Source organism: Pseudonocardia sulfidoxydans NBRC 16205 (assembly GCF_007989085.1).
GTDB classification, from domain to species: domain Bacteria; phylum Actinomycetota; class Actinomycetes; order Mycobacteriales; family Pseudonocardiaceae; genus Pseudonocardia; species Pseudonocardia sulfidoxydans.
The window spans coordinates 1-22,523 of sequence record NZ_BJVJ01000019.1 but is presented as its reverse complement, the minus strand read 5'-3'; the positions used below and the strand labels follow the sequence as shown (position 1 = coordinate 22,523).

At 74.1% G+C, this 22,523-nt stretch carries 30 protein-coding genes and 1 pseudogene; 23 read left to right on the top strand and 8 right to left on the bottom strand.

Translation table 11 applies throughout. From position 1 onward, the window contains the following. The first annotated feature begins 83 nt into the window (after window positions 1–83). The 13 genes from PSU4_RS11860 to PSU4_RS11800 all read left to right on the top strand — a co-directional run bounded on the left by PSU4_RS11860 (window position 84) and on the right by PSU4_RS11800 (window position 8,367). Entirely contained in the window at window positions 84–374 is a 291-nt protein-coding gene (locus PSU4_RS11860) for a hypothetical protein (protein WP_147106479.1), read from the top strand. 72 nt (window positions 375–446) lie between these two features. Further along, the gene (locus PSU4_RS11855; protein WP_147106476.1) at window positions 447–1,382 is read left to right on the top strand and encodes a 1-phosphofructokinase family hexose kinase; all 936 of its coding nucleotides are present in this window, start codon (window positions 447–449) and stop codon (window positions 1,380–1,382) included. A gap of 381 nt (window positions 1,383–1,763) precedes the next feature. Further along, window positions 1,764–2,207 (top strand): hypothetical protein, encoded by a 444-nt coding sequence (locus PSU4_RS11850; protein ID WP_147106473.1) that lies wholly within the window; start codon window positions 1,764–1,766, stop codon window positions 2,205–2,207. Window positions 2,208–2,546: 339 nt separating this feature from the next. Next, a complete protein-coding gene (locus tag PSU4_RS11845) occupies window positions 2,547–3,437 on the top strand; it encodes a hypothetical protein (RefSeq protein ID WP_147106470.1) in 891 nt (296 codons plus the stop codon). Continuing rightward, window positions 3,430–4,662 carry an SRPBCC family protein gene (locus tag PSU4_RS11840; protein WP_147106467.1) on the top strand — a complete coding sequence of 411 codons (1,233 nt, stop codon included), beginning with the start codon at window positions 3,430–3,432 and terminating at the stop codon, window positions 4,660–4,662. The genes PSU4_RS11845 and PSU4_RS11840 overlap by 8 nt, the downstream gene beginning before the upstream one ends. Then, a complete protein-coding gene (gvpJ, locus tag PSU4_RS11835) occupies window positions 4,663–5,109 on the top strand; it encodes a gas vesicle protein GvpJ (protein WP_147106465.1) in 447 nt (148 codons plus the stop codon). After that, entirely contained in the window at window positions 5,106–5,840 is a 735-nt protein-coding gene (locus PSU4_RS11830; protein ID WP_147106462.1) for a GvpL/GvpF family gas vesicle protein, read from the top strand. Before gvpJ ends, PSU4_RS11830 begins: the two co-directional genes overlap by 4 nt. Window positions 5,841–5,846: 6 nt before the next feature. Continuing rightward, window positions 5,847–6,077 carry a gas vesicle protein GvpG gene (locus PSU4_RS11825; RefSeq protein ID WP_147106459.1) on the top strand — a complete coding sequence of 77 codons (231 nt, stop codon included), beginning with the start codon at window positions 5,847–5,849 and terminating at the stop codon, window positions 6,075–6,077. Between the two features lie 33 nt (window positions 6,078–6,110). Then, complete coding sequence (gvpO, locus tag PSU4_RS11820) at window positions 6,111–6,725, top strand: gas vesicle protein GvpO (protein ID WP_147106456.1); 615 nt, start codon at window positions 6,111–6,113, stop codon at window positions 6,723–6,725. Further along, complete coding sequence (locus PSU4_RS11815) at window positions 6,722–7,117, top strand: gas vesicle protein (RefSeq protein ID WP_373866046.1); 396 nt, start codon at window positions 6,722–6,724, stop codon at window positions 7,115–7,117. The genes gvpO and PSU4_RS11815 overlap by 4 nt, the downstream gene beginning before the upstream one ends. Beyond that, window positions 7,114–7,875 carry a GvpL/GvpF family gas vesicle protein gene (locus tag PSU4_RS11810; protein WP_147106453.1) on the top strand — a complete coding sequence of 254 codons (762 nt, stop codon included), beginning with the start codon at window positions 7,114–7,116 and terminating at the stop codon, window positions 7,873–7,875. Before PSU4_RS11815 ends, PSU4_RS11810 begins: the two co-directional genes overlap by 4 nt. Continuing rightward, window positions 7,872–8,078 carry a gas vesicle protein gene (locus PSU4_RS11805; RefSeq protein WP_147106450.1) on the top strand — a complete coding sequence of 69 codons (207 nt, stop codon included), beginning with the start codon at window positions 7,872–7,874 and terminating at the stop codon, window positions 8,076–8,078. Before PSU4_RS11810 ends, PSU4_RS11805 begins: the two co-directional genes overlap by 4 nt. Beyond that, entirely contained in the window at window positions 8,071–8,367 is a 297-nt protein-coding gene (locus PSU4_RS11800; protein ID WP_147106447.1) for a gas vesicle protein K, read from the top strand. The genes PSU4_RS11805 and PSU4_RS11800 overlap by 8 nt, the downstream gene beginning before the upstream one ends. Before the next feature lie 103 nt (window positions 8,368–8,470). Here PSU4_RS11800 and PSU4_RS11795 read toward each other — a convergent pair whose 3' ends face one another. After that, on the bottom strand, window positions 8,471–8,734 hold the full coding sequence (locus PSU4_RS11795; protein ID WP_147106445.1) for a hypothetical protein: 264 nt from the start codon (window positions 8,732–8,734) through the stop codon (window positions 8,471–8,473). A 334-nt stretch (window positions 8,735–9,068) separates the two neighbouring features. On the opposite strand from PSU4_RS11795, the gene PSU4_RS11790 reads away from it, so the two are divergent. Then, window positions 9,069–9,929, top strand: a complete 861-nt coding sequence (locus PSU4_RS11790) for a sigma-70 family RNA polymerase sigma factor (RefSeq protein ID WP_246115063.1) — start codon at window positions 9,069–9,071, stop codon at window positions 9,927–9,929. Window positions 9,930–9,966: 37 nt separating this feature from the next. On the opposite strand, the gene PSU4_RS11785 is transcribed toward PSU4_RS11790, so the two are convergent. Beyond that, window positions 9,967–10,161: a hypothetical protein gene (locus PSU4_RS11785; RefSeq protein ID WP_147106442.1), complete on the bottom strand. Its 195-nt coding sequence runs from the start codon at window positions 10,159–10,161 to the stop codon at window positions 9,967–9,969. 160 nt (window positions 10,162–10,321) lie between these two features. Here PSU4_RS11785 and PSU4_RS11780 point away from each other — a divergent pair, with 160 nt between their 5' ends. From PSU4_RS11780 to PSU4_RS11770, 3 genes are read left to right on the top strand one after another with little or no spacing between them, the layout of a single operon-like run. Then, a complete protein-coding gene (locus tag PSU4_RS11780) occupies window positions 10,322–11,344 on the top strand; it encodes an acyl-CoA dehydrogenase family protein (protein WP_147106439.1) in 1,023 nt (340 codons plus the stop codon). Further along, on the top strand, window positions 11,341–12,642 hold the full coding sequence (locus PSU4_RS11775) for a bifunctional PIG-L family deacetylase/class I SAM-dependent methyltransferase (RefSeq protein ID WP_246115062.1): 1,302 nt from the start codon (window positions 11,341–11,343) through the stop codon (window positions 12,640–12,642). The genes PSU4_RS11780 and PSU4_RS11775 overlap by 4 nt, the downstream gene beginning before the upstream one ends. Continuing rightward, window positions 12,639–13,421 (top strand): glycosyltransferase family 2 protein, encoded by a 783-nt coding sequence (locus PSU4_RS11770; RefSeq protein WP_147106435.1) that lies wholly within the window; start codon window positions 12,639–12,641, stop codon window positions 13,419–13,421. Before PSU4_RS11775 ends, PSU4_RS11770 begins: the two co-directional genes overlap by 4 nt. A gap of 73 nt (window positions 13,422–13,494) precedes the next feature. On the opposite strand, the gene PSU4_RS11765 is transcribed toward PSU4_RS11770, so the two are convergent. After that, window positions 13,495–14,046 carry a Dps family protein gene (locus PSU4_RS11765; RefSeq protein WP_147106432.1) on the bottom strand — a complete coding sequence of 184 codons (552 nt, stop codon included), beginning with the start codon at window positions 14,044–14,046 and terminating at the stop codon, window positions 13,495–13,497. A gap of 134 nt (window positions 14,047–14,180) precedes the next feature. Here PSU4_RS11765 and PSU4_RS11760 point away from each other — a divergent pair, with 134 nt between their 5' ends. From PSU4_RS11760 to PSU4_RS11750, 3 genes are read left to right on the top strand one after another with little or no spacing between them, the layout of a single operon-like run. Next, entirely contained in the window at window positions 14,181–14,702 is a 522-nt protein-coding gene (locus tag PSU4_RS11760; protein ID WP_147106428.1) for a hypothetical protein, read from the top strand. 38 nt (window positions 14,703–14,740) lie between these two features. After that, on the top strand, window positions 14,741–14,977 hold the full coding sequence (locus tag PSU4_RS11755) for a hypothetical protein (RefSeq protein WP_147106425.1): 237 nt from the start codon (window positions 14,741–14,743) through the stop codon (window positions 14,975–14,977). Next, complete coding sequence (locus PSU4_RS11750) at window positions 14,974–15,696, top strand: HAD family hydrolase (protein ID WP_147106421.1); 723 nt, start codon at window positions 14,974–14,976, stop codon at window positions 15,694–15,696. Before PSU4_RS11755 ends, PSU4_RS11750 begins: the two co-directional genes overlap by 4 nt. A gap of 23 nt (window positions 15,697–15,719) precedes the next feature. Here the strand turns inward: PSU4_RS11750 and PSU4_RS11745 are convergent, their stop codons facing one another. Continuing rightward, window positions 15,720–16,334, bottom strand: coding sequence for a flavodoxin family protein (locus PSU4_RS11745; protein WP_147106418.1), 615 nt, complete (start codon window positions 16,332–16,334; stop codon window positions 15,720–15,722). A 79-nt stretch (window positions 16,335–16,413) separates the two neighbouring features. Then, window positions 16,414–16,917, bottom strand: a complete 504-nt coding sequence (locus PSU4_RS11740) for a DUF6328 family protein (protein WP_147106415.1) — start codon at window positions 16,915–16,917, stop codon at window positions 16,414–16,416. Window positions 16,918–17,050: 133 nt separating this feature from the next. Between PSU4_RS11740 and PSU4_RS11735 the strand changes: the two genes are divergently transcribed. Together PSU4_RS11735 and PSU4_RS32290 are read left to right on the top strand one after the other, a co-directional pair. Further along, on the top strand, window positions 17,051–18,655 hold the full coding sequence (locus PSU4_RS11735) for a phytoene desaturase family protein (RefSeq protein ID WP_147106412.1): 1,605 nt from the start codon (window positions 17,051–17,053) through the stop codon (window positions 18,653–18,655). Between the two features lie 143 nt (window positions 18,656–18,798). Next, window positions 18,799–19,104, top strand: a pseudogene (locus PSU4_RS32290) (flagellar biosynthesis protein FliA); the annotation flags it as partial. An 82-nt stretch (window positions 19,105–19,186) separates the two neighbouring features. Here the strand turns inward: PSU4_RS32290 and PSU4_RS33180 are convergent. After that, window positions 19,187–19,684 (bottom strand): hypothetical protein, encoded by a 498-nt coding sequence (locus PSU4_RS33180; RefSeq protein WP_445009147.1) that lies wholly within the window; start codon window positions 19,682–19,684, stop codon window positions 19,187–19,189. Window positions 19,685–19,813: 129 nt separating this feature from the next. Between PSU4_RS33180 and PSU4_RS11725 the strand changes: the two genes are divergently transcribed. Continuing rightward, window positions 19,814–21,619 carry a thiamine pyrophosphate-requiring protein gene (locus PSU4_RS11725; RefSeq protein WP_147106409.1) on the top strand — a complete coding sequence of 602 codons (1,806 nt, stop codon included), beginning with the start codon at window positions 19,814–19,816 and terminating at the stop codon, window positions 21,617–21,619. 48 nt (window positions 21,620–21,667) lie between these two features. Here PSU4_RS11725 and PSU4_RS11720 read toward each other — a convergent pair whose 3' ends face one another. Together PSU4_RS11720 and PSU4_RS11715 are read right to left on the bottom strand one after the other, a co-directional pair. Beyond that, complete coding sequence (locus PSU4_RS11720; RefSeq protein WP_147106407.1) at window positions 21,668–21,940, bottom strand: PASTA domain-containing protein; 273 nt, start codon at window positions 21,938–21,940, stop codon at window positions 21,668–21,670. A gap of 82 nt (window positions 21,941–22,022) precedes the next feature. Continuing rightward, on the bottom strand, window positions 22,023–22,397 hold the full coding sequence (locus tag PSU4_RS11715; protein ID WP_147106403.1) for a hypothetical protein: 375 nt from the start codon (window positions 22,395–22,397) through the stop codon (window positions 22,023–22,025). Window positions 22,398–22,523 lie beyond the last annotated feature (126 nt).

Below are 22,523 nucleotides of genomic sequence, written 5' to 3'. Positions count from 1 at the left end.
GACCGGGAAGACGACGGTTGACGGGGGCGGTGTCGCGGGAACCCCGGGTACATCACGCCACCACGACGAGAACGGGAGCACCGATGACCTCGACGCGACGACGGCAGGACGACCGTGACGGCGACAACGCCGATCCTGGGGACGACCTGAACCCTCGCGAGGTGTTCGTCCGACTGCTGCTCGACACCGTGCGCGACGACCCGTACCCGAGTGGGACACAGCTCGACATGATCGAGGAGTCGATCCCGGCGGGGATGGTCCCCGAGTACGTGCGGTTGCTGGCGGACAAGTCCCGGGAAGGCTGCTTCCCGAGCACCGACGTGCTGCGGCGCATGCAGCGCATGTCGTCGGGAGGTGGTGCGCCGCGCTGCTGAACCCCGCTGGACCGCCCCGACGTCGAACGGTCGCGCACGAGTAGCGGCCACGTATCCCGGGTAGAGCCTGATGTGTCCGAAAAGAACGGTTCGCCCGTCGTCGTGTTCGCGCCCTCGCCGATCGTCACCGTCACGATCGAAGACCGTGCCGGAGGCCCCGAGCTGCACGTCCACGCCGGCGGCCAGGGGGTTTGGCAGAGCCGCATGCTCGCCACGCTCGGAACGCCCGTCGTCCTGTGCGCCGGGCTCGGCGGCGAGACCGGCCTGCTGCTGGAACGCATGATCGCCGGCGACGGCGTCGACCTGCGCTGGGTGGCGACGGCGGGCCGCAACGGCGGCTACGTCCACGACCGCCGCGGCAGCGACGAGCGCACCGAGATCGCCGCCGAGCACCCCGCACCGCTCGACCGCCACGAGCTCGACGCACTCTACGAGCTCACCCTCGCCGAGGGGCTGTGCGCGGGCACGGTGCTGCTCTCGGGGGCCCAGGCCGACGACGTCGTGCCCGCGTCCATCTACCGCCGCCTCGCCGCCGACCTGCGCGCCAACGGGGTCCGCGTCGTCGCCGACCTGTCGGGCGAACGGCTCGAGGCCGCGGTCGAGGGCGGCCTCGACCTGCTCAAGGTCAGCGACGAGGAGCTCGTCGAGCACGACCGCGCCGACTCACGCTCGCTGGAGGACATCGTGCGGGCCGCGCGCGTGCTGCGCGACGAGGGCGTCGACCGCGTCGTGGTGAGCCGCGCCCACGAGCCGGCCGTCGCCGTGGACGGCGAGCGCGTCCTCGTCGTCACTCCACCCCCGGTGACCGCGGCCGACCCGCGTGGCGCCGGGGACTCGCAGACCGCGGGCATGACGGCCCGGCTCGCGGCCGGTGGCGACTGGGAGGACGTTCTGCGCATCGGCGCGGCGTGCGGCGCCCTCAACGTCGTCCGGCACGGTCTCGGCACCGGCCGTGACGAGACCGTCGACGTCCTCGCGGCCCGGGTCGAACTGGCCGCCCACCGCTGACACCGCTGGGCCCGCGCCGCGGCCTGTGGGTGCGGCCGGGAAAACGGAGCCCGCGGCGGCCTCCGACGGGAACGGCGGACGCGCTGATGTCGGCGGACGGTGCCGGACATGTCGCCGGTCGACACCGGCGAACACATCACCGCGGCGATGATCGAAATCGGCAGGTGAGCATGAATTCGTGGCTGCCGGTGGGCCGCCACTCGCGAACGTCCGGCCTCCCGGACGGCGGTGCGCGGCGGCCACCGGATGACCCGTTCATTGCGACGGCCGGTTGAAATCCGCGAATTTCGGGCCGGGAACGCGTAACGCGCCACCCTGGTCGGGTAATTCGCGTGCGTCGCCCCACCGCAGTGGGCGTGGGGCGGAGCGGAGGGGTGACGCATGCGGCCGACGACGGCTCTGGAGATCGACGCCGAACGGCACGTCTCGACGAACGGCCACCGGCCGTCCGACGCCGAACGGCGGGCCGCGGCTCTCGCCGACCTCAAGGACAGTCTGAAGGAGCTCCTCCGGTCGGCTCTGCGCGCGACGACGGGCATCGCGCTGGACCAGGTGGAGGGCCTGGCCGCCACGCTGGGCCGGGCGGCGGCCGCCGGCGGGCCGGCCGTCGGCGGCCTGCTCGGCGGTGTACGTGCAGGAATGCAGGGTGGCAACCCCGTCTGGGGTGCGTTCAAGGGGGCCATCGGCGCGCTGAGCCCCGGCATGCGGGCCGCGTTGGTCGGGATCCTCGTGCTCGCGATCCTGCTCCTGCCGATCACCGTGGTGCTCCTGCTCGTGGCGCTCATCGTCCTGGTGATCGTCGCCGCGACGAAGTCCTCGTCCTGACCGAGCGGCCTGCTCCGCCGGTCGTCATGTGCGTGCGTGCCCGCTCCCGGGTTCGCCGCGCGTGCGCAACCACCTGTCGGGGTGCAGCGGATCGCCGACGGGAGATTCCGACGTTCGGGCGCACGTCACCCGGTTGATTCACGATCATCTCCGTGAAATGCCACGGTGCTCTCCGCCGAACGGCGCAAAAATCAGTGAGAACAGCCCCGAAGGTGTGTGTCGGTAGTGCTCCGGGTAATTGGAGGCGTGCATGGTTCGCCCACCCCCCACGCTCGTCGAATTCGATCACCGAATTCGTGATCGCGGACTCCCGGCGCGGGCCACGGAGAAGGAGGAACGATGAAATGCGGCGCACGCGTCGCTCTCGGGGTGGCCGGTGGCTACTTCCTGGGCCGCACCAAGAAGATGAAGCTCGCCTTGATGCTCGGTGGGATGGCAGCGGGTCGACGCGCAGGTGGCCCGGGTGAGCTTCTCGCCGAGGGCAGCAAGCTGCTCGGCAAGTCGCCGGAGCTCGCGGCGCTGACCGACCAGGTCCGCGGCCGGCTGCTCGACGCCGGCAAGGGTGCCGCGATGGCAGTCGCGGCCCGGCAGGTCACTGCGTTGACCGACAAGGTCGGCAAGAGGGTGGAGTCGCTGGGCGACATAGGTTCCGGCGCGAAGGACGCGGGCACGGATGCCGCGTCGTCGGCCCGGGACACCGCATCGGCGGCCGGCAGCACGGTCTCCGACACGGCGCGCGGCCGCCGCCGGTCCGCCGACGACCAGGACCGTGACGACGGGGACCGTGACGACGAGGACCGGGCAGAGGACCGCGCCGACGAGCGCGCCGAGGACCGGGACGACGAGCAGGACGGCGCCGACCGTGCCGACGCCTCCGGTGAGGCCGCCGACGAGGCCGCCGACGAGGCCGCCGACGAGGCCGACGACGAGGCCGAGCAGGCCCCGGCGCCGCGCCGGCGCGCCGCCAAGGCCACCGGCGGGGCCCGGCGCACCGCTGCCGCGGGCAAGCGTGGTGCCGAGGAGACGGCGACCCGCGCGACGCGTTCGCGCAGCGGCGCGGCGTCACGGGCATCGGGCACCGCGGGCAAGGCGACCCGGACCGCGGCGAAGACGACCCGGACCGCCGCGAAGACCGCGGGCGGTGCCGCGAAGACCACCCGGTCCGCGGCGAAGTCGGGGTCCAGCGCGGCGGGCAAGGGCACCGCGCGACGGAGGACGAGCAATGCCTGACACCAAGCTCACCGACGCGCTGGCGACCGACGCGCTCAAGGAGTCCGGCCAGCGCCTGCTGACCCTGCTCGTGCAGCGCGCCGCCGAGGCGGCGACCGATCGGGTCAGCGGTCTGACCGACCGGCTCGACGGCATCACCGAGAACGGCGGCACCGGCGTCCGCAAGGCGCTCGGCCGCGGCGAGGACGACGACGATCGTGACCGTGACGATGATGACGACCGCGACGGCGATCGTGATGACGGCGACTCGGACAACGGGTCCGGCGGCGGGTTCTTCGCCGGCCTCAAGGACAAGGTGTCGGGCATGTTCGGCGGCGATTCCGGCGGTGGCGGTGGTGGCGGCTCCGGCAGCGGCAAGAAGCTGAAGGTCACCAACATCGTCGAGGAGATCGACGTCGGCCTGCCGCTGCGCACCACCTACGACCTGTGGACGCAGCTGTCCGACTTCCCCAGCTTCATGAAGAAGGTGGAGAGCGTCGAGCAGGTCTCCGACGAGAAGACCCAGTGGAAGGCGCAGATCTTCCTGTCCCACCGCGAGTGGGAGGCGACGACCCTCGAGCAGGTCCCCGACTCGCACATCGTGTGGCGGTCCAAGGGCGCGAAGGGACACGTCGACGGCGCGGTCGCGTTCACCGAGATCGGCCCGAACTTGACGCGGATCCTGCTGGTGCTGGAGTACTGGCCGCAGGGCCTGTTCGAGCGCACCGGCAACATCTGGCGCGCCCAGGGCCGCCGGGCCCGGCTGGAGTTCAAGCACTTCCGCCGGCACGCGATGGCGTCGGCGCTGCTGCGTCAGGACGAGATCGAGGGCTGGCGCGGCGAGATCCGCGACAGTGAGGTCGTCACGACGCACGAGGAGGCGCTCGAGGCGGAGGATCCCGACGCCGAGGATCCCGATGCCGAGGATCGTGACGCCGACGAGCGTGACGCCGAGGGTGCCGACGACGAGTACGCCGATGATGACTACGCCGACGAGGACGACGCCGACCGCGCGGACGACGGGTACCGCGACGACGACGAGCCCGACGACGTGGACGGCGCGGACGACGAGTACGCGGACGACGAGTACGAAGACGGCGCCGACGACACAGGCGACGACGAGTACGACGACTACGAGGACTACGACGACGACGCGGACGACGCGGACGACGAGCCGGAGGACGAGCCGCCGGCCCGTCGGCGCAACGCGCGGCGTCGGCCCGCGACAGCCGGAAGGAGCCGATGAATGACCGTCGCGACACAGCCCACCGGTGGCGGTTACGTCGACCGCGGCGGAGGCGGTGGCTCCAGCGGATTGGCCGACGTCGTCGAACTGATCCTCGACAAGGGGTTGGTCATCGACGTCTTCGTCCGGGTGTCCCTGGTCGGGATCGAGATCCTCACCATCGACGCACGGATCGTCGTGGCCAGTGTGGACACGTTCCTGCGGTTCGCCGAGGCCACCAACCGCCTCGATCTCTACGGAGAGGGCAAGGGTGGCAAGGACCTCACACAGCTGACCCAGGGGATGATGGAGGGCGGCGCCAAGGGCAAGACCTCCGGCGTGCTCGACGCGGCCGTCGACAAGGTCGAGGAGGTCCTCGGCGGGAACCGCAACGGTGACCGCGACGACGAGGAGGACGAGCCCGTCCGCAGGCGGCCGCGGCAGCGCGCCCGGGAGCGTGAACGGTGACGGCCACCTACGTCTACGGCCTGGTGGCCGCCGGTGCCGACCTCCCGGACGGACTCGTCGGCCTCGGGCCCTCGGGTGAGGTGCGGACGGTCGAGCACGACGGGGTCGCCGCACTCGTCGGCGACGTCCCGTCCGACCGGCCGCTCGGCACCCGCGACGACCTGATGGCGCACGAGGCCGTCGTCGACAAGGTCGCCGCGGCGACGACTGTGCTGCCCATGCGGTTCCCGGCCGTCGTCGAGGACGACCAGGTCGTCGACGAGTTGCTCGCCCCGCACCGCGACCGGTTCCTGCGGGCCCTGGACGCCCTCGACGGGCTCGTCCAGTACTCGCTCAAGGGCCGCTACGTGCAGGAGGTGCTCGTGCAGGAGATCGTCGAGGAGGAACCGGCGGTCGCCGACCTGCAGGAACGCATCCGCGGCGTGCCCGAGGACGCCTCCTACTACGACCGGGTCAAGCTGGGCGAGATCGTGGCCAGGGCGATGGAGCAGCGTCGCGACGTCGACGCCCGCGATGTCCTCGAGCGCATCGGTCCCTTCGCCGAGCAGGTGTCGAGCTCGACGCCCGCACAGCCCGACGACGTCGTCGAGGCGGCGTTCCTGGTGGCGCGGGACAAGGCGGAGGAGTTCGAGCGGGAGGTCGAGGAACTCGGTGGCGACACCCACGAGTGGCTGCGGCTGCGGCTGCTCGGGCCCCTCGCGCCCTACGACTTCGTGCCGGCGGAGGACTGATTCACCGTGGGAGTGGTATCCGGTCTCCTGGGTCTGCCCCTCGCCCCGGTGCGCGGGGTGTTGTGGCTGGCCCAGCAGATCCAGGAACAGGCGGAGGAGCAGTACTACGACCCGGCCCGCATCCGGGCCGAGCTCGAGGCCGTCGACGAGGCGCGCCGCAGCGGTGCGCTCTCGGAGCAGGAGTGCGTCGAGCGGGAGAACGAGTTGCTGCAACGACTGATGGTCCGCCGGACCTGACCGGCAGCACGTGACGAGAGGAACCGGCCACACATGACCGACGACGACCGCCCCCGCCGTCGGCCCACCGCAGGCCGGCGCCCGAGCCGACGGCAGGACACCGAACGCGACGACACCGAACGCGACGACACCGAACGCGACGACACCGAACGCGACGACACCGAGGACCGGGCCGCCGAGGACGAGCCGGACGGGGCCGGGTCCGAGGCCGAGTCCCGGGACGAGTTCGAGGACGAGGCCGGCGAGCCCGAGGGGGAACCCGCCCCACGCGACGGCGCCCGTCGCACGCGCAGCGCTCGCCGCCCCCGCCGGGCCGACCCGGGGCCGAAGCGGACGCCGTCGAAGCCCGGCCCGTCCCCGCGCCGTGGCAACCGGGCGCTGCTCCCCGCTGCCGCGGCCCGTCGTGCCGCCGAGCAGATCGTCGTCCTCACCGGACGCGAGCTGGAGGGCGTCGTGTCGGTCGAACGCGACCGCGACGAGGGCGGATGGCGGATCGGCATCGAGGTAGTCGAGACCCGCCGCATCCCCGACTCGGCCGACATCCTCGCGATGTTCGAGGTGTGCGTCGACGAACACGGTGACCTGGCGGAGTTCCGCCGTCTCGGCCGCTACAGCCGCGGCCGCGTCCAGCAGGGAGGAGGACGATGACCAGCGGTGGCATCCCGATGCCCGGCCGCGTCGCCAGACCGGCCGAGCACCGCGTCGAGTCGACGAACCTGGCCGACATCCTCGAACGGGTCCTCGACAAGGGGATCGTGATCGCCGGCGACATCCGGGTGAACCTGCTCGACATCGAGCTGCTCACGATCAAGATCAGGCTGCTGGTGGCGTCGGTGGACAAGGCGCGCGAGATGGGGATCGACTGGTGGGAGCACGACCCCAGTCTCAGCTCCGGCGAGCGTGACGTCCACGAGGAGAACCGCAGGCTGCGCCAGCGCATCGGCGAGCTGGAGGCCGACCGCACCGCGCAGCTCGACGAGCCGCCCCCACGCAAGAGGGCCGCGGCGAAGCGGCGTGCGCAGCCGGAGTCCGACGAATGAGCCTGGTGTGGGTGTACGCGGTCCAGGAATCCGGTGCCGGCGACGCCCCTCAGGTGTCCGGTGTGGACGGTGAGCGGCCGCGCATCGTCGGCACGGAGCGGCTCGGTGCGGTGGTGGGCACCGTCGCCGACGACGGCTTCGACGAGGCCGGGCTGGCGGCCGCGATGGAGGACCTCGCGCGGATCGAGATGCTCGTGCGCGCGCACCACGGCGTCGTCGCCGCGACGGCGGAGGACCGGACGGTGGCCCCGGTCCGGCTGGCGACCGTGTTCCGCGACGACGACGCGGTCGTGCACATGCTGCGGGAGCGCGGCGACGCCTTCTGCGACGTGCTCGACCGCATCCGTGAGCGTCGGGAGTGGGGTGTGAAGGTCTACGTCGACGGCGCGGCCGCCGGGCGCGAACCCGCGTCGGAGCCGGGCCCGGCGGCCGCCGCGGACCGGCCGGGGACCTCGTACCTGTTGCGCCGCAGGGCGGATCGTGACCGGAGTGCGGCGGTACGCGCAAGTGCGCGGGCCGTCGCGGACCGCGTCGCCGGCGTCGCCCGGGAGCACGCGGTGGACGTCCGCCGGTTCGCCCCGCAGGACGCGCGGCTGTCCGGCCGCGACCAGGAGATCGTGCTCAACGCGACCTTCCTCGTCGACAGGGCGCGTGAGCAGGAGTTCCGCGACGCGGTCTCGGCTGCGGGCGCGGGCGCGGTCGTCGAGATGACGGGGCCGTGGCCGCCGTTCTCCTTCGCCGACGAGGGGCAGTCGTGAGTGGTCCGGTGTCGCTGTCGCACCCCGACGACGAGCTGAGCCTGGTCGACCTGCTCGACCGGCTGCTCGCGGGTGGGGTGGTGCTCACCGGTGAGGTGACGATCTCCCTCGCCGAGGTCGACCTCGTCCACGTGTCGCTGCGGGCGCTGATCAGCTCGGTGTCGACGCTGCAGCAGGGCAGGCCGGGAGAGCCCGGTGCCTGAGCTGCCGGACCGTATCGACGCCCAGCCCGACACCGTCGCCCGGGACCTGGGGCGGCTGGTGCTGACGATCGTCGAGCTGCTGCGCCAGCTGATGGAACGGCAGGCGCTGCGGCGGGTGGACGCCGGTGACCTGCCCGAGGAGAAGATCGAGGCGCTCGGCGTCGGCCTCATGCGGCTGGAGGAGGCGATGGTGGACCTGCGCGAGCACTTCGGGCTGGAGCCAGGGGACCTGAACATCGACCTCGGCCCGCTCGGGAACCTGCTGGGTCCGGAGGCGGGGCAACGCTGACGGAAAGAACCGGGACGCGCAGATACGCCGGCGTTCCCACTGAAAAGGGACCCGGGAATCACGCCGACCACGAAAGGGTCGCCCTCGGCGGGAATGCGCGCGTTCAGAACGCCGGGTGCTCCGGTGTGCCGCCGCCGGAGTGCAGACGCGAGAGCATCTCGGTCACGGCCTTGTCGCCGGCATCGGTCAGCTGCTGGTCGGCGTAGATTCCCGAGGCCGTCTCCACGCGCTCCCGATCGGTCCCCGGGTCGGCGATGACCGTGTCCGGGGCCGTGCCCGGATCGGCGACGAGTTCTGCGACGGCGGCCCGCACGTCGTCGAGGGAATGCTGCTCCTCGAATGCGATGTCGGAAAGGCGACGGCCCATCCTGGCGACCTCCCGTGTCTCAGGACGACCATTCCGCCGTGGAATCGTCGTGTGACGGCCGGACGACTGTAGAACACGCCGTCCATTCCGGCGCGGCGCACGGGACGATTCCGGGGAATGGTCCGGAATCAGGCGTCGCGGGCGCCGCTGCGTGGCTCCGCAGCACCGTTGCTGACGGCGTGCCGCGTCTCCGCTCGCGGCGGGTCCCGGCGGTCGGAGGGTTGGGCCGTCACGATCGTGGGAACAGTGCCCATGAGGGCGCCTGCCTGACCGGCGCCCGACCCTCGAGGTACAGACAGCTGCCTCCCTCCGACCCCACGTAGGGAAGTGGCCTGTGCCCACGAGTGTTGCCGCGTCCACGTCCGATCCCGCCGACGCCCCGGCCCGGGGCGATCTCGGTCCGAGCGAGTACGCCGACCAGATGCCCCTGCTGCGCCGGTTCGCGGCGCTGCCCGCGGGCGATCCCGAACGCGACGACCTGCGCGCGTCGCTCGTCATGACGTTCCTGCCGGTGGTCCGCCATCTCGCGCGGCGGCACGGCACCGGTCTCGTCGGTCACGACGATCTGGTGCAGACCGGGACCGTCGCCCTGATCTCCGCGATCGACCGCTGGGATCCCGAACGTGCGCAGGGGGAGTTCCTCGGGTATCTGATCCCGTGCGTCCGGGGGGAGATGCTGCGCTACTTCCGCGACCGGACGTGGTCGATGCGGGTGCCGCGGCGGCTCAAGGACCTCGGTGTGGCGATCGGGAAGGCGACGGGTCCGCTGACCCAGGAGCTGGGCCGCGCGCCGCGACCCAGTGAGCTCGCCGCGCGTCTGGGCGTGGGGCGCGAGGAGATCATCGAGGCCCTCGCGGCGCGGTCGGAGCGGTACGCGGCACCGCTGTTCCCCGTCGACGAGAACCCCGGCGGCGCCGCGACGACCGAGACGATCGGCGCCGTCGAGGAGGCCTACAGCCGCGTCGAGTACCGCGAGGCGTTGCGGCCGTTGATCGAGGACCTCCCCGAGCGGGAGCGCCGCATCCTGTTGCTGCGGTTCTTCGGCGACCAGTCCCAGTCGCAGATCGCCGAGCAGATCGGGGTGTCGCAGATGCACGTGTCACGGCTGCTGGCGCGGACCTTGCAGCGGCTGCGCGAGGGGCTGACCGCCGAGCCGGGCGACGCCCGGTCCCGAACGGTTCGGCGGACGGCCTGACGCGCGTGCCCGAGCGACCGGTGCCGGCACCGACCGGTCAGGGCTCTTCCTCGGGGGGCGTCGTCTCGGATGTCGACGGTGTCCGCGAGCTGGTGCCGGAGTCGGGCGGTCCCTGCGGACGGTTCTCGTCGCGGTCGTCGGACTCGTCGTCGGTCCGGCCGCGCTGCGGCTGCAGCGCGTCGGGTTCGTCGCGGGGAAAGGTGTCGGCCGAGCCTTTCCGGTCCTGGCTCATGACCGGGGCGTACCGCGGGCAGGTGTCGGCAAACCCCCGCGGCCGACGCGGTTGTGTCGCGTCGCCCCGGGGTAGAGCCCTCTCGTCCCGCCGGGTCGAGCCACGGCCCGGCTCCGTCGTCGTTCCGCCCGGCAGGGGCGGTGTGAGGAGACCGGCCCCGATGACCGTCTCACCGCCCGGTGTCCGCACCCGCCTGCTCGACGCAGTACCGCCCGATCCGCTGCCGTTCCAGCCCGGTGCGACCTCCGCCGTCGCGCAGCTGCGCGCCCTCGTCGCGGCCGGTGGCGCCGACCTGCCGCTGCCCGCCGGGGGAGCGACGGCGCGCCGGTGGGCCGCGCTGGCGCGCTGGGGCCGGACCGATCTCTCGTTCGCACGGCTCGCCGAGGGCCACGCCGACGCCGTCGCGATCCTCGCCGAGGCCGGCCGGGCCCCCGAGCCATCGGCCGGCTACGGGGTGTGGGCGGCACGTTCGAGCGGAACCGGCGCCGTGCTCGACGGCGGCCCCGGCACCTGGCGGCTGCGTGGCCGGGTGCGGTTCTGCTCGGGCGCCCACGACCTGGACCGTGCGCTCGTCGTCGCGCTGACCGCCGACGGCAGCCGCGTCGCCGGCGTGGCGTTGCGCCGTCGCGGTGTGCGGCCGGTCGAGGGGACCTGGGAGACCGTCGGCATGGCCCGTAGCGACAGTGCCGACGTCGAGTTCGACGACGTTCCCGTCGCCGACGACGCCCTGCTCGGCGGCCCCGGCTGGTACACGGCGCGCGCCGGGTTCTGGCACGGCGGCGCGGGCGTCGCGGCGGTGTGGCTGGGCGGCGCCGCCGGCGTCGTCGACGACCTGCTCGCCGGGCTCACCGGCACCGAGCCGGACCCGCATCGGCTCGCCCTGCTCGGCGAGCTGCACGCCGGTGTCGCGGCGGCCGAGGCGCTGCTGTTCACCACCGCCGCGGCCCTCGACGACGACCCCGCCGACCCGCACCGCGACGCCGTGTGGACCGCCCGCGCGGCCGTCGAGTCGGTGTGCCGCCGCGTGCTCGACGTTGCGCCCCGCCTCGCCGGGGTCGCCGCCCTGACCCGCGGCGGCCCGCTCGCCGGCCGCCTCGCCGACCTCGGCGTCTACGTTCGGCAACACCACGGCGAACGCGATCTCGCCGCACTCGGCGCCGCGGTCCTGGACGGTGCCCGGTGACCGCACGGACCGTCGTGTCACCTGCGGTGTGGGCCGACGCCCTGGCCGCACACGAGCTGCCCGCGATGGACCTGCCGGCGGGCCCGCTCGTCGTGGTCGTCGCCCATCCCGACGACGAGACGCTCGGCGCCGCCGGCTACCTCGCCACGACGCACGCTGCCGGTACCGACGTCCGCCTCGTCGTGGCCACCGACGGCGAGGCAGCGTTCCCGGGCCTCGACTCCGCCGGCCGGGCCGCGCTGGCCCGGGCCCGCCGCGCGGAGCTGGACGACGCGCTGCGCGGGCTCGGCCTGCACGACGTCGACGTCACGTGGCTGGGCCTGCCCGACTCGGGGCTCCAGCAGCGTCGCGACGAGCTCGCCGACGCCGTCCGCCCCCTCCTCGACGGTGCCGCGACCGTGCTCACGCCGTGGGCCGACGACCCGCACCCCGACCACGCCGCCGTGGGTGCCGCCGCGGCGGCCGTCGCCCCCGTGACGGCCGCCTGCTGGGCGTTCCCGGTCTGGGTGTGCGTGTGGGGCACACCCGGGGAGGTGCCCGTCCCGTGGGAGCGCGCCGCCCGCCACGACCTCGACGCCGACGCTGCCGCCCGCAAGCGCACCGCGATCGCCGCGTTCACGTCCCAGGTCGGGGCCGCCCCCGACGGCGGCCCACCGGTCCTGGCCCCGGACGTGCTGGCGCACTTCGACTCCGGCGTCGAGCTGTTCCTGCGGGCGCCGCGACGGGCGGGGGCGCCGGCGGCCCGGTTCGCCGACCTCTACGCGACCCGCGACGGCGACCCGTGGGACACCCGCACCAGCTGGTACGAACGGCGCAAGCGCGCGGTGGCGCTGGCCTGCCTGCCCCGGGAGCGCTACCGGTCGGCGGCCGAACCCGGCTGCGGGACCGGCGAGCTCACCCGCGAGCTGGCCCACCGGTGCGACGCCGTGCACGCCTCCGACTTCGCGCCGGCCGCCGTCGTCGCGGCCAGGGCGGCCGTGGACGGCGCCGGCCACGTCACCGTGGCCGAGGCCGCACTGCCCGAGGTCGCCGCGCTGCCGGCGGGGATCGACCTCGCCGTCCTGTCCGAGGTCCTCTACTACCTGTCCGCCGCCGATCTCGACGCGACGCTCGACCGGCTCGCCGACGCGGTCGTCCCCGGTGGCGACGTGCTCGTCGTGCACTGGCGGGGCTGGCCGGAGGAGGCGCCCCACGACGCGCGCGCGGTCCGGGCACGGTTCGACGCCGACGACCGGTACACCCCGGTCGTCGAGCACGTCGACGACGGTTTCGCACTGCACGTGCACCGCCGCCGGTGAGCCGCGCACACCTGCCGGTGCGAGGCGTCGCCGTCGTCGTGCCCGCCCACGACGAGCAGACCCTGATCGGGCCATGCCTCGACGCGCTCGCCGTGTCCGTCGACGCCGTTGCGCGAGACGACCTCGGGGTCGTCGTTACGGTCGTCCTCGACCGCTGCACCGACGGCACCGCCGACGTCGTCCGCGACACCGTCCGGCGCCGGTTCCGTCCCGGGACCGTCGCCACCCTCGTCAGCGGGACGCCGCGCACGGTCGGCGAGCTGCGCACCCTCGGCCTCGACGACGGGTTTCGCCGCCTCGGCTGCGCGGCCGACAGGACTGTCCCCACCGACCGGGTGTGGCTGTTGTCCACCGACGCCGACACCCGCGTCCCACCGACATGGATCCGCGACCATCTGCGGTTGGCCGACGCCGGGGCCGACGCGGTGGTCGGGCTCGTCGACCTCGACGGGTTCCACGAGCTGCCCACCGACGTGCAGTGCCGCTACACCGCGATCGTCGACGCCGGCACGACCGTCGACGCGCACACCCACGCCTACGCCGCGAACCTCGGGGTGCGCGCCGACGCGTTCGTCGCCGCGGGCGGGTTCCCCGTCGTCGCGGCGGGGGAGGAGCACGCCCTGCTCGCGCAGCTGCGGGCCGCGGGCAGGCGGGTCGCGACACCGCTCGACCTGTGCGTGCACACCAGCGCCCGCACCCGCGGCCGCGCCGCCGGCGGGCTGGCCGACCTGTTGCGGGACCTCGCCCGCGTCGGGGGTGTCCGGGCCGAGCCGGGCTAGCCATGCGCCGACGGTACGAACGGGCGGGCGCCGCGACCGCGACGCCCGCCCGGGACCGGTTGCCCGATCGCCGTCATGCCTTCTGCGCGGCGTCCTCCTCGGTGTCGGCCGCGTCGGTGCTCAGCCGCCCGTCCGACGACTCGAGGTGCGCGCGGACGAACCACTGGTACTGCTCGAGCTCGCCCGCCTGCGAGATCAGCATGTCCTGGGTGACCAGGTCGAGCTTGTCGGTCGTGTCGATCGCGGACCGGTGGTCGCCGATCACGCCGGCGTAGACGAGGTCGAGCGCACCGAGGTGGGCGATCGCGTCGTCACGACCGATCGAGTAGTCGTCCCAGGTCCGCTGCTCGACGAGCGCGCCCGGCGTCCCGACCGGCGAGCCACCGAGGGTGGCGATGCGCTCGGCGACGTCGTCGACCATCGCCCGCACCCCGTCGACCTGCGGGTCGAGCATGGTGTGGACGGCGATGAAATGCGGTCCGGTCACGTTCCAGTGCACATGCTTCAGCGTCAGTGCGAGGTCGTTGAGCGCGTTGAGCCGACCCTGCAGCAGCGTGATCACGTCGCCTGCGGCCCCGGCGTCCAGGCCGGGCACGGTGTAGTGGACGCGAGCGGTGTGGGTCATGGTTCCTCTCTCCCGAGTTCTCTCGATGGTCGATGCGGGGCGGGGGTGCGACGTCGGCGTGCCCCGGTACGTGCGAGGTGAAACGTCACCGGTGCGTGTGGTTCTCCGGGTCCCGGCGGGGTAGGAGGGTCCGCATGGGACTTCTCCTGAGGGGGGTGCTGGTCCGGGCCGCGGCGATCGGGCTGGCCACCGGCGCCCGCAGCACGTCCGCGGCCACCGCGCTCGTCCTGACGGCGATGCCGACCGACCCGGCGCCGCTCGACCGGCTCGCGACGGTACCGGCGAAGATCGCCGCCGGTGTCGCGGCGGCGGGGGAGCTCGTCGTCGACAAGCTGCCCGTCGCCCCGCCGCGCAGCGACCCGCCCGGTCTCGTCCCCCGGTTGCTGCTGGCGCCGGTCGCCGCGGCCGCCGCCGACCGTCGTGACGGCGCCCGCCCCGACCGCTGGACCGCGCTGAACGCCCTGGTGGCGACGGCGGCCGCCGCGGCGTCGGCCGTCGGCGGGGTCCACCTGCGGGCCGCGCTGCAGCGGCGGCTCGGCTCCGACCTGCCCGGCGCGGTCGCGGAGGACGTGCTGGCAGGCGTACTGGCCCGGGTCGGCGGCCGCCGCGAGCCCGGCCCAGGTGTGACCGCGCGGGCGCGCGGGTACGCCGAGTGACCGCACCCGCTGCCCCCTCTCCCACCTGGAGGTCCGCTGTGTTCGACCGTCTCCGATCGCTGCTCGGCAAGCCCCGCACCGCCGAGGACGACGTCCGACCCGACGCCGACGTCGCCCGCACCCGCGAGACGGGTGGGCGCGACACCGAGCGCGGCGACAGCGGGTCCACCACCGGCGTCGGCCGCTCGGAGGAGTTCGTCGGCCGCGCCGCGGGCCAGGACGAGGGCTTCGCCGGGGAGACGGGTGCCGAGATCCGGCGCAACGGGACGTCGTGAGCGGTCGGCGCACGGTCTACGACGCCGTCGTCCTCGACGTCGACGGCACCCTCGTCGACACCAACTACCAGCACGCGCTGGCCTGGTACCGGGCGTTCCGCCGGGTCGGGATCACGCTGCCGGTGTGGCGGCTGCACCGCGCGATCGGCATGGGCGGCGACCAGCTCGTCGCCGCCGTCGCCGGTGACGACGCCGAACACGAGCACGGCGACACGCTGCGCGCGGCGTGGGCCGAGGAGTTCGAGCCGATGCTGGGCGAGGTCGCCGCGTTCGAGCGGGTGCGGGAGCTGCTGCGCGCCGTCGGCGACCGCGGCCCGACCGTCGTGCTGGCCAGCTCGGGCAAACCCGACCACGTCGACGCCTACCTGGACCTGTTCGACGGCCGTGAGCTGGCCGCCGCGTGGACGACGAGCGAGGACGTGGAGCGGACGAAGCCCGAGCCCGACCTCGTCGCCGCCGCGCTCGAGCAGGTCGGCGGGGGCGACGCGCTCGTCGTCGGTGACACGGTGTGGGACATGGAGGCCGCCGCCCGCGCGGGTCAGGACTGCGTCGCCGTCCGGACCGGCGGGTTCTCCGCGGCCGAGCTGCGCGACGCGGGGGCGAAGGCGGTCTACGACTCCGTCGGCGACCTGTGCGACGACCTCGACGCGGTGCTCGCCGGCTCGCCGTCGGTGGCGACGGCGCCGTCGGACTCGCCCGCGGCGTCGGTCACGGGCTGACCGGGCCGGCCCGTGGGCCCGGGTCAGGACGCGGCGGGGTACTGCTGCGCACCGAGCAGCGCGGCCAGGTGCGCGGCGTTCGCGGTCAGCGTCGCGGTCGCCGACGAGACGGCCTCGGGGACCTCGTCGAGGTCCTTGTAGTCCACACCCGACATCGCCTCGCCGTTCCAGTACACCGAGCCCTGGGCCGGCAGGCTGAACCCGACGTCGTTCAACGCCTGCTGCATGTCGGCGACGATCTTGTGGGCGCCATCCTCGTTCCCGACGACCGCGACGACGGCGACCTTGCCGAACATGATCGGGCGGCCGTCGTCGTCGGTCTCGGACAGCTCGGCGTCGAGGCGCTCCAGCATCCGCTGGGCGACCGAGCTCATGTGTCCCAGCCACGTCGGCGTCGCGACGAGCAGGACGTCGGCGGCCCGGATGCGGTCGCGGATCGCGGGCCATTCGTCGCCCGGACCCATGTCGGGCTCCACCCCGGGCTTGACGTCGTGGTCGACCAGCCGCACGACGTCGGAGGCGATGGTCGTGCGGGTCGCGAGGGAGACCAGCACCTCGTCGAGCAGCTTCTGCGTGCTCGACTCCCCGGGCGAGGGCGTCAACGTGCAGTTCAGGGCGACGACGGAGAGTTCTGGCATGACGAGTCGCTACCCGGCCGCCCGGGCATGAAACTCCGGTGGGCGGGCCCCGACACCGCTCCCTGTCCCTCGGCCGAGGTCAGCCGACGCGGCGACGCACCACCATCGGGAAGACGAGCCACAACGCCGCGAACACGGCCAGCGCACACGCCGCGGCGATCACGCCGGCCGCGGCGCCGAGCACGACGTCGAAGATCAGGTCCACGACCGCGACGACCGCGAACCCGAGCGTCCCCAGCCCCGCGATCGCGAAAGCCTGACCGGCCGCGACCAGCGGGCGCCGGGCGTGCAGGCGGAACAGCAGACGGTGCAGCAGGACCGGCGCGATCAGCAGCCCCGTCGCGGTGATCGACAGCCCGAGCGCGACGAGGTAGACGACCCGCTGATGGGTGAGCAGGTCGGGGAACCGGCTCTGGAACGGCACGGTCAGCAGCAGCCCCGTCAGCAGCTGCACACCGGTCTGGGCGACGCGCAGCTCCTGCAGCAGGTCGTTCCAGTTGCGGTCGAGACGCTCGGTCTCCGTCTCGTCACGCGCGGCCTCGTTCCACGCCGCGTCGGCAGGCGGATCGGAATCTGCGGCCACGTCGGGGACCTTTCCTCGTGCGCCGGAGCAGACCTCCGCATGGTCGCACGCGCCGCCGTGTTCCACCGGGCCGTTCCACCGGGCCGTTCCGCCAGCACCTGCCCGGGGTAGAACCGTGGCGGAGGTGGTGCAGGTGAGCGACACCGTCGTCGACGCGGTCGTCGTCGGCGCCGGGCACAACGGGCTCGTCGCCGCGAACATCCTCGCCGACGCCGGCTGGGACGTGCTCGTGTGCGAGGCGTCCGAGGCGCCCGGCGGAGCCGTGCGCAGCGCCGAGGTCACCGCCCCCGGGTTCGTCAACGACCTGTTCAGCGCCTTCTACCCGCTCGGCGCGGCCTCGCCGGTGCTGCGCGAGCTCGACCTGGAACACCACGGCCTGCGCTGGCGGCACGCCCCCGCGGTCCTGGCCCACGTCACCCCGGACGACCGGTGCGCCGTCCTGTCGCGCGACCTCGACACCACCGCCGCCGGGCTCGACGCCTGGGCACCCGGCGACGGCGACGCGTGGCGGGCGCTGGTCGCGCAATGGCAGCGCATCCGGGAACCGTTGCTGGACACCGTGTTGCGACCGTTCCCGCCGCTGCGCGGCACACCGCGGCTGCTGCGGGCCCTGGGTACCGCCGAGGCGCTGCGGTTCGCGCGGATGCTGGTCCAGCCCGTCACCACGTTCGGCCGCGAGCACTTCACCGGCGACGGCGCCGGCCTGCTGCTCGCGGGCAACGCCCTGCACACCGACGTCGGCCCCGACGCCCCCGGCAGCGCCGTGTTCGGCTGGCTGCTCGCGATGCTGGGCCAGGACGTCGGCTTCCCGGTCCCGCAGGGCGGGGCGGGCCGGCTGACCGACGCGCTCGTCACCCGCTTCGGCGGCCGCGGCGGCCGCATCGACGTCGGCCGTCCGGTGTCGCGGGTGCTGGTCGCCGGCGGCCGCGCGCTCGGCGTCCGCGACGGCGACGGGGTCGCGGTCCGCGCGCGGCGTGCCGTGCTCGCCGACGTCGCCGCCCCCGTCCTGTACCGGGACCTCGTGGGGGAGGAGCACCTGCCGGGCCGGTTCGTCGACGACCTGCGCCGCTTCGAGTGGGACCTCGCCACCGTCAAGGTCGACTGGGCGCTCGACGCCCCCGTGCCCTGGACCGCGCCGGGAGCCCGCGACGCCGGCACGGTGCATCTGGGCGTCGGCCTCGACGGGCTGCGCGGCTACGCCGCCGACCTGTCCGCCGGGCGGGTGCCCCGGGAGCCGTTCGTGCTGTTCGGGCAGATGACCACGACCGACCCGACCCGGTCGCCGACGGGCACCGAGTCGGCCTGGGCCTACACCCACGTGCCGCGCGACCTCGGCTGGACCGCCGACGACGCCCGCCGCCACGCCGACCTCGTCGAGGCCCTCGTCGAGCGCAACGCCCCCGGCTTCGCCGGCCTGGTCCGCGCCCGCAGCATCGCCGGCCCCGCCGACCTGCAGGCACGCAACCCCAGCCTCGTCGACGGAGCCATCAACGCCGGGACGGCCGCCATCCACCAGCAGCTGGTGTTCCGGCCCGTCCCCGGGACCGGGCGCGCCGACACCCCCGTCGACCGGCTGTTCCTCGCAGGCGCGTCGGCGCACCCGGGTGGTGCCGTCCACGGCGCCCCGGGTGCCAACGCGGCCCGCGCCGCGCTCGCCGCATCGGGTGCCGCAGGACCGCTGTACCGGGCGGCGGTCCGGGCGGTGCACAGGCGCATCCACCCGCCCGACCAGCCCTGACCGCGCGCCCGGACCGCCGCGCGGCGGCGCCGGGCACGGTGCGCGCGGGACCGATCGGGAGTATGGTCTGACGCTCGGTCGGCGCTCCCGGCCGTCGAGGTGCAACCGGTCGCCTCTCCGCCCTCCTGCGATGCGGAGGCGCCGTGCCCTCAGCAACCCCCGTCCTCCCCGACACGCCACCGGTCGCCGTGTCCGTCGACGACACCCGCCCGTTCGCCGCCGAGCTGACGCAGCTGCAGCGCCTCGCCTCACTGCCGCCCGACGACCCCGCCCGCGCCGCGTTGCGCGACGAGCTGATCGTCGCGTTCCTGCCCGTCGCCGGCCGGATCGCCGGCCGCTACTCGGGCACCCGGCCCTGGTCGCGGGACGACATCGGGCAGGCGGCGTCGGAGGCCGTCGTGCGGGCCGTCGACCACTGGGATCCCGACCGTGCTCGCGGTGACGTCCTCGGCTACCTCGTGCCGTGCGTGCGCGGGGCGATCCTGCGCTGGTACCGCGACCAGTCGTGGAGCGTGCGGGTGCCGCGCCGGCTCAAGGACGTCTCCGTCGCGATCCGCCAGGCCACCGGCCCGCTGACCCAGGAGCTGGGCCGCGCGCCGAAGCCGTCGGAGCTGGCCTCGCCGCCTCGACGTCGACCTGGAGGAGATCGTCGAGGCCCTGCACGCCGAGGACAACCACCAGGCCGCGACACTCGACGCCGCCACCGGGCCGGACGACATCCCGCCCGGCGAGCGCATCGGCGAGCTCGACCCCCGGCTCGGTCTCGTCGACGACCTGGCGACGCTGCGGCCGCTGCTCGCCCGCCTCTCCGAGCGCGAACGCCGCATCCTCGTCCTGCGCTTCTTCGACGGCCGCACCCAGTCGCAGATCGGTGAGGAGATCGGCATCTCGCAGATGCACGTGTCGCGACTGCTCAGCCGCACCCTGCAGAAGCTGCGCGCAGGAATGCTCGACAACCAGCCCTGACCCGGGAGCGCACCCGGGTGTCCGCGGCCCCGCCAGGACCGGCCGGTACTCCCCGACACGCACCAGGGCGAGCGTGATCTGCTCGGCCGCCGTTGCGACACCACGTGTGGGCCGTCGTCGGCGGGGTAGCCGACGGACATCGGCGGGCCACCGGCCCGCCGCGGTACCCCGATGCGGATGACGAGGTGACAGATGGCGGACACCGTCGGCGACGTGCTGCTCGCGCGGCTGCGCGACTGGGGGGTGCGGGAGGTGTTCGCGTACCCGGGCGACGGCATCAACGGGCTCGTGACGGCCTTCGGCCGGGCCGACGACGACCCGTCGTTCATCCAGGTCCGCCACGAGGAGATGGCCGCGTTCGCCGCGGTCGGCCAGGCCAAGTTCTCCGGCGGCGTCGGGGTGTGTGCCGCGACGTCCGGGCCCGGCGCGATCCACCTGCTCAACGGCCTCTACGACGCGAAGCTCGACCACGTACCGGTCGTCGCCGTCGTCGGGCAGACCGAACGCAGCGCGATGGGCGGGGCCTACCAGCAGGAGGTCGACCTCCACACGCTGTTCGCCGACGTGGCGAGCGCCTTCCTGGTCGAGGTGAACGTCCCCGAGCAGCTGCCCAACGCGGTCGACCGGGCCGTCCGCACCGCCCTGACCCACCGCGCCCCGACCGCGATCATCGTGCCCAGCGACGTGCAGGAGCAGACCTACAGCGCCCCGGCGCACGAGTTCAAGCACGTCCCGGCCGGCGGGACGACCGTGCTGCGGACGCCGACGGCCGTACCACCCGACGACGAGCTCGACCGCGCCGCCGAGGTGCTCAACGCCGGCGAGAAGGTCGCGATCCTCGTCGGGCAGGGCGCCCGAGGTGCCTCGGCGGAGGTCACCGCGGTCGCCGACATCCTCGGCGCCGGGGTGGCGAAGGCGTTGCTGGGCAAGGACGTCCTGCCCGACGACCTGCCCTGGGTCACCGGGGCGATCGGCCTGCTGGGCACCCGGGCCAGCTACGAGCTGATGCGCGACTGCGACACCCTGCTGATGGTCGGCACCGGCTTCCCGTACTCGCAGTTCCTCCCGGAGTTCAAGGAAGGGACGCCGCAGGCCAGGGCGGTGCAGATCGACCTCGACGGCAGCCGCGTCGGGATGCGCTACCCGACCGAGGTCACCCTGGTCGGCGACGCCGGGGCGACCCTGCACGCGCTGCTGCCACGGCTGTCCGGGCCCGCCGACCGGTCATGGCGCGAGACCGTCGAGTCCAACGTCGCCCGCTGGTGGGAGACCATCGACGCCCAGTCGCTGGTCGACGCGAAGCCGGTCAACCCCATGCGGATCGTCCGGGAGCTCTCCCAACGCCTGCCCGCGAACGCGATCGTCGCCGCCGACTCCGGGTCCGTCGCCAACTGGTACGCGCGACTGCTGAAGGTCCACGGCGACGTCCGCTGCTCGCTGTCGGGCACGCTCGCGACGATGGGCGCCGCGGTGCCCTACGCGATCGGCGCCAAGTTCGCCCACCCCGACCGGCCCGCGATCGCCCTGGTCGGGGACGGTGCGATGCAGATGAACAACCTCGCCGAGCTGCTGACCATCGCCCGCTACGCCCCACGCTGGGCCGACCCGCGGCTGATCGTGTGCGTCCTGCACAACAACGACCTCACCCAGGTCAGCTGGGAGCTGCGCGCAATGGGTGGGGCGCCGCGGTTCGACGAGTCGCAGGCGCTTCCCGACGTCTCCTACGCCGACTTCGCCGCCGGCATCGGGCTGCACGCCGTGACCGTCGACGATCCCGACGCGCTGGGCCCCGCCTGGGACGCCGCGCTCGCGGCGGACCGGCCGTCGGTGATCGACGTGCACTGCGACCCCGACGTGCCCCCGATCCCGCCGCACGCGACACCGGACCAGGCGATCTCGGTGCTGCAGGCCGTCCTCAAGGGAGACCCGGACGCCGGTCACCTCGTGGCCCAGGGCATCCGGACGAAACTGCGGGAGCTGCTGCCGGGCAACGGGTGAGGGCCGGGGCGCCCTCGGCTGCCCGGTCGGGTGCGACCCGGCCGTCGGTCAGTCGACGGTCTTCGCGCCCGACGGGCCGAGCGGCGGAACGGGGTCGGGCACCGCGGGCCCACCGCCGCCCCCACCGCCCGACATCGCCACCCGCACCTGGCTCGCGGCCTCCACCTGCGTCCCGGCCGCCGGCACCTGCGCCACGACCTGCCCGCCCTCGGCGAGCGCGCCCTCACGTTCGGCCACGATCACCACGCCGGCCTCCATCGACAGCGCGATGGCCTCCCCGCTGTCGAGCCCCACCAGCGCCGGGACCAGCGTCGTCCGCATCCATGCCTCCTCGAACCGAGAGCCGCTCACCGGAGGGTCCCTCCAGGAGCAGGCCCGTCAAACATCGGGCACGACCGACGGGTCAGGCCGTCACGGTCGCCGTCACCTTCGCGACGGTGTCCGGGTCGGCCCGGAACTGGTCCAGGACCTCCTTGATGCGCGTGGCGCCGGCATCACCTGCCGGGTAGGGCCGGTACTGCACCAGCGTCTGGGCCCACATGCCGGGATCGCTGACCCCGGCGTCGCGCAGGGTCGCGGCCAGGTCCTTCTCCGACGCGTCGTTGATCGACGTCTTCTGCGGAGCGACCCCGGTCGGGGTGGCGACGGCGGCGCCCGGGTTGTCGCTCCCGCTCCGCGAGCCGCCCTCGCACCCCGCGACCACGACGGTCGCGAGCGCCACCGCCAGCACGGCGGCGGCGACGCGGTGGGCGGGCCGGCGGCCCGTGTCGATGCCCATGTCGATCTCCCTCTCGTTCCGGACGGTGATCGACGCCTACCCACCACGACAGGAGTCAGACCTTCGTGATGCGGCGGACCCGCTGCCGCACCGGCGCGCACGTTCGGCCGCCGTCCGCGCGGGAGG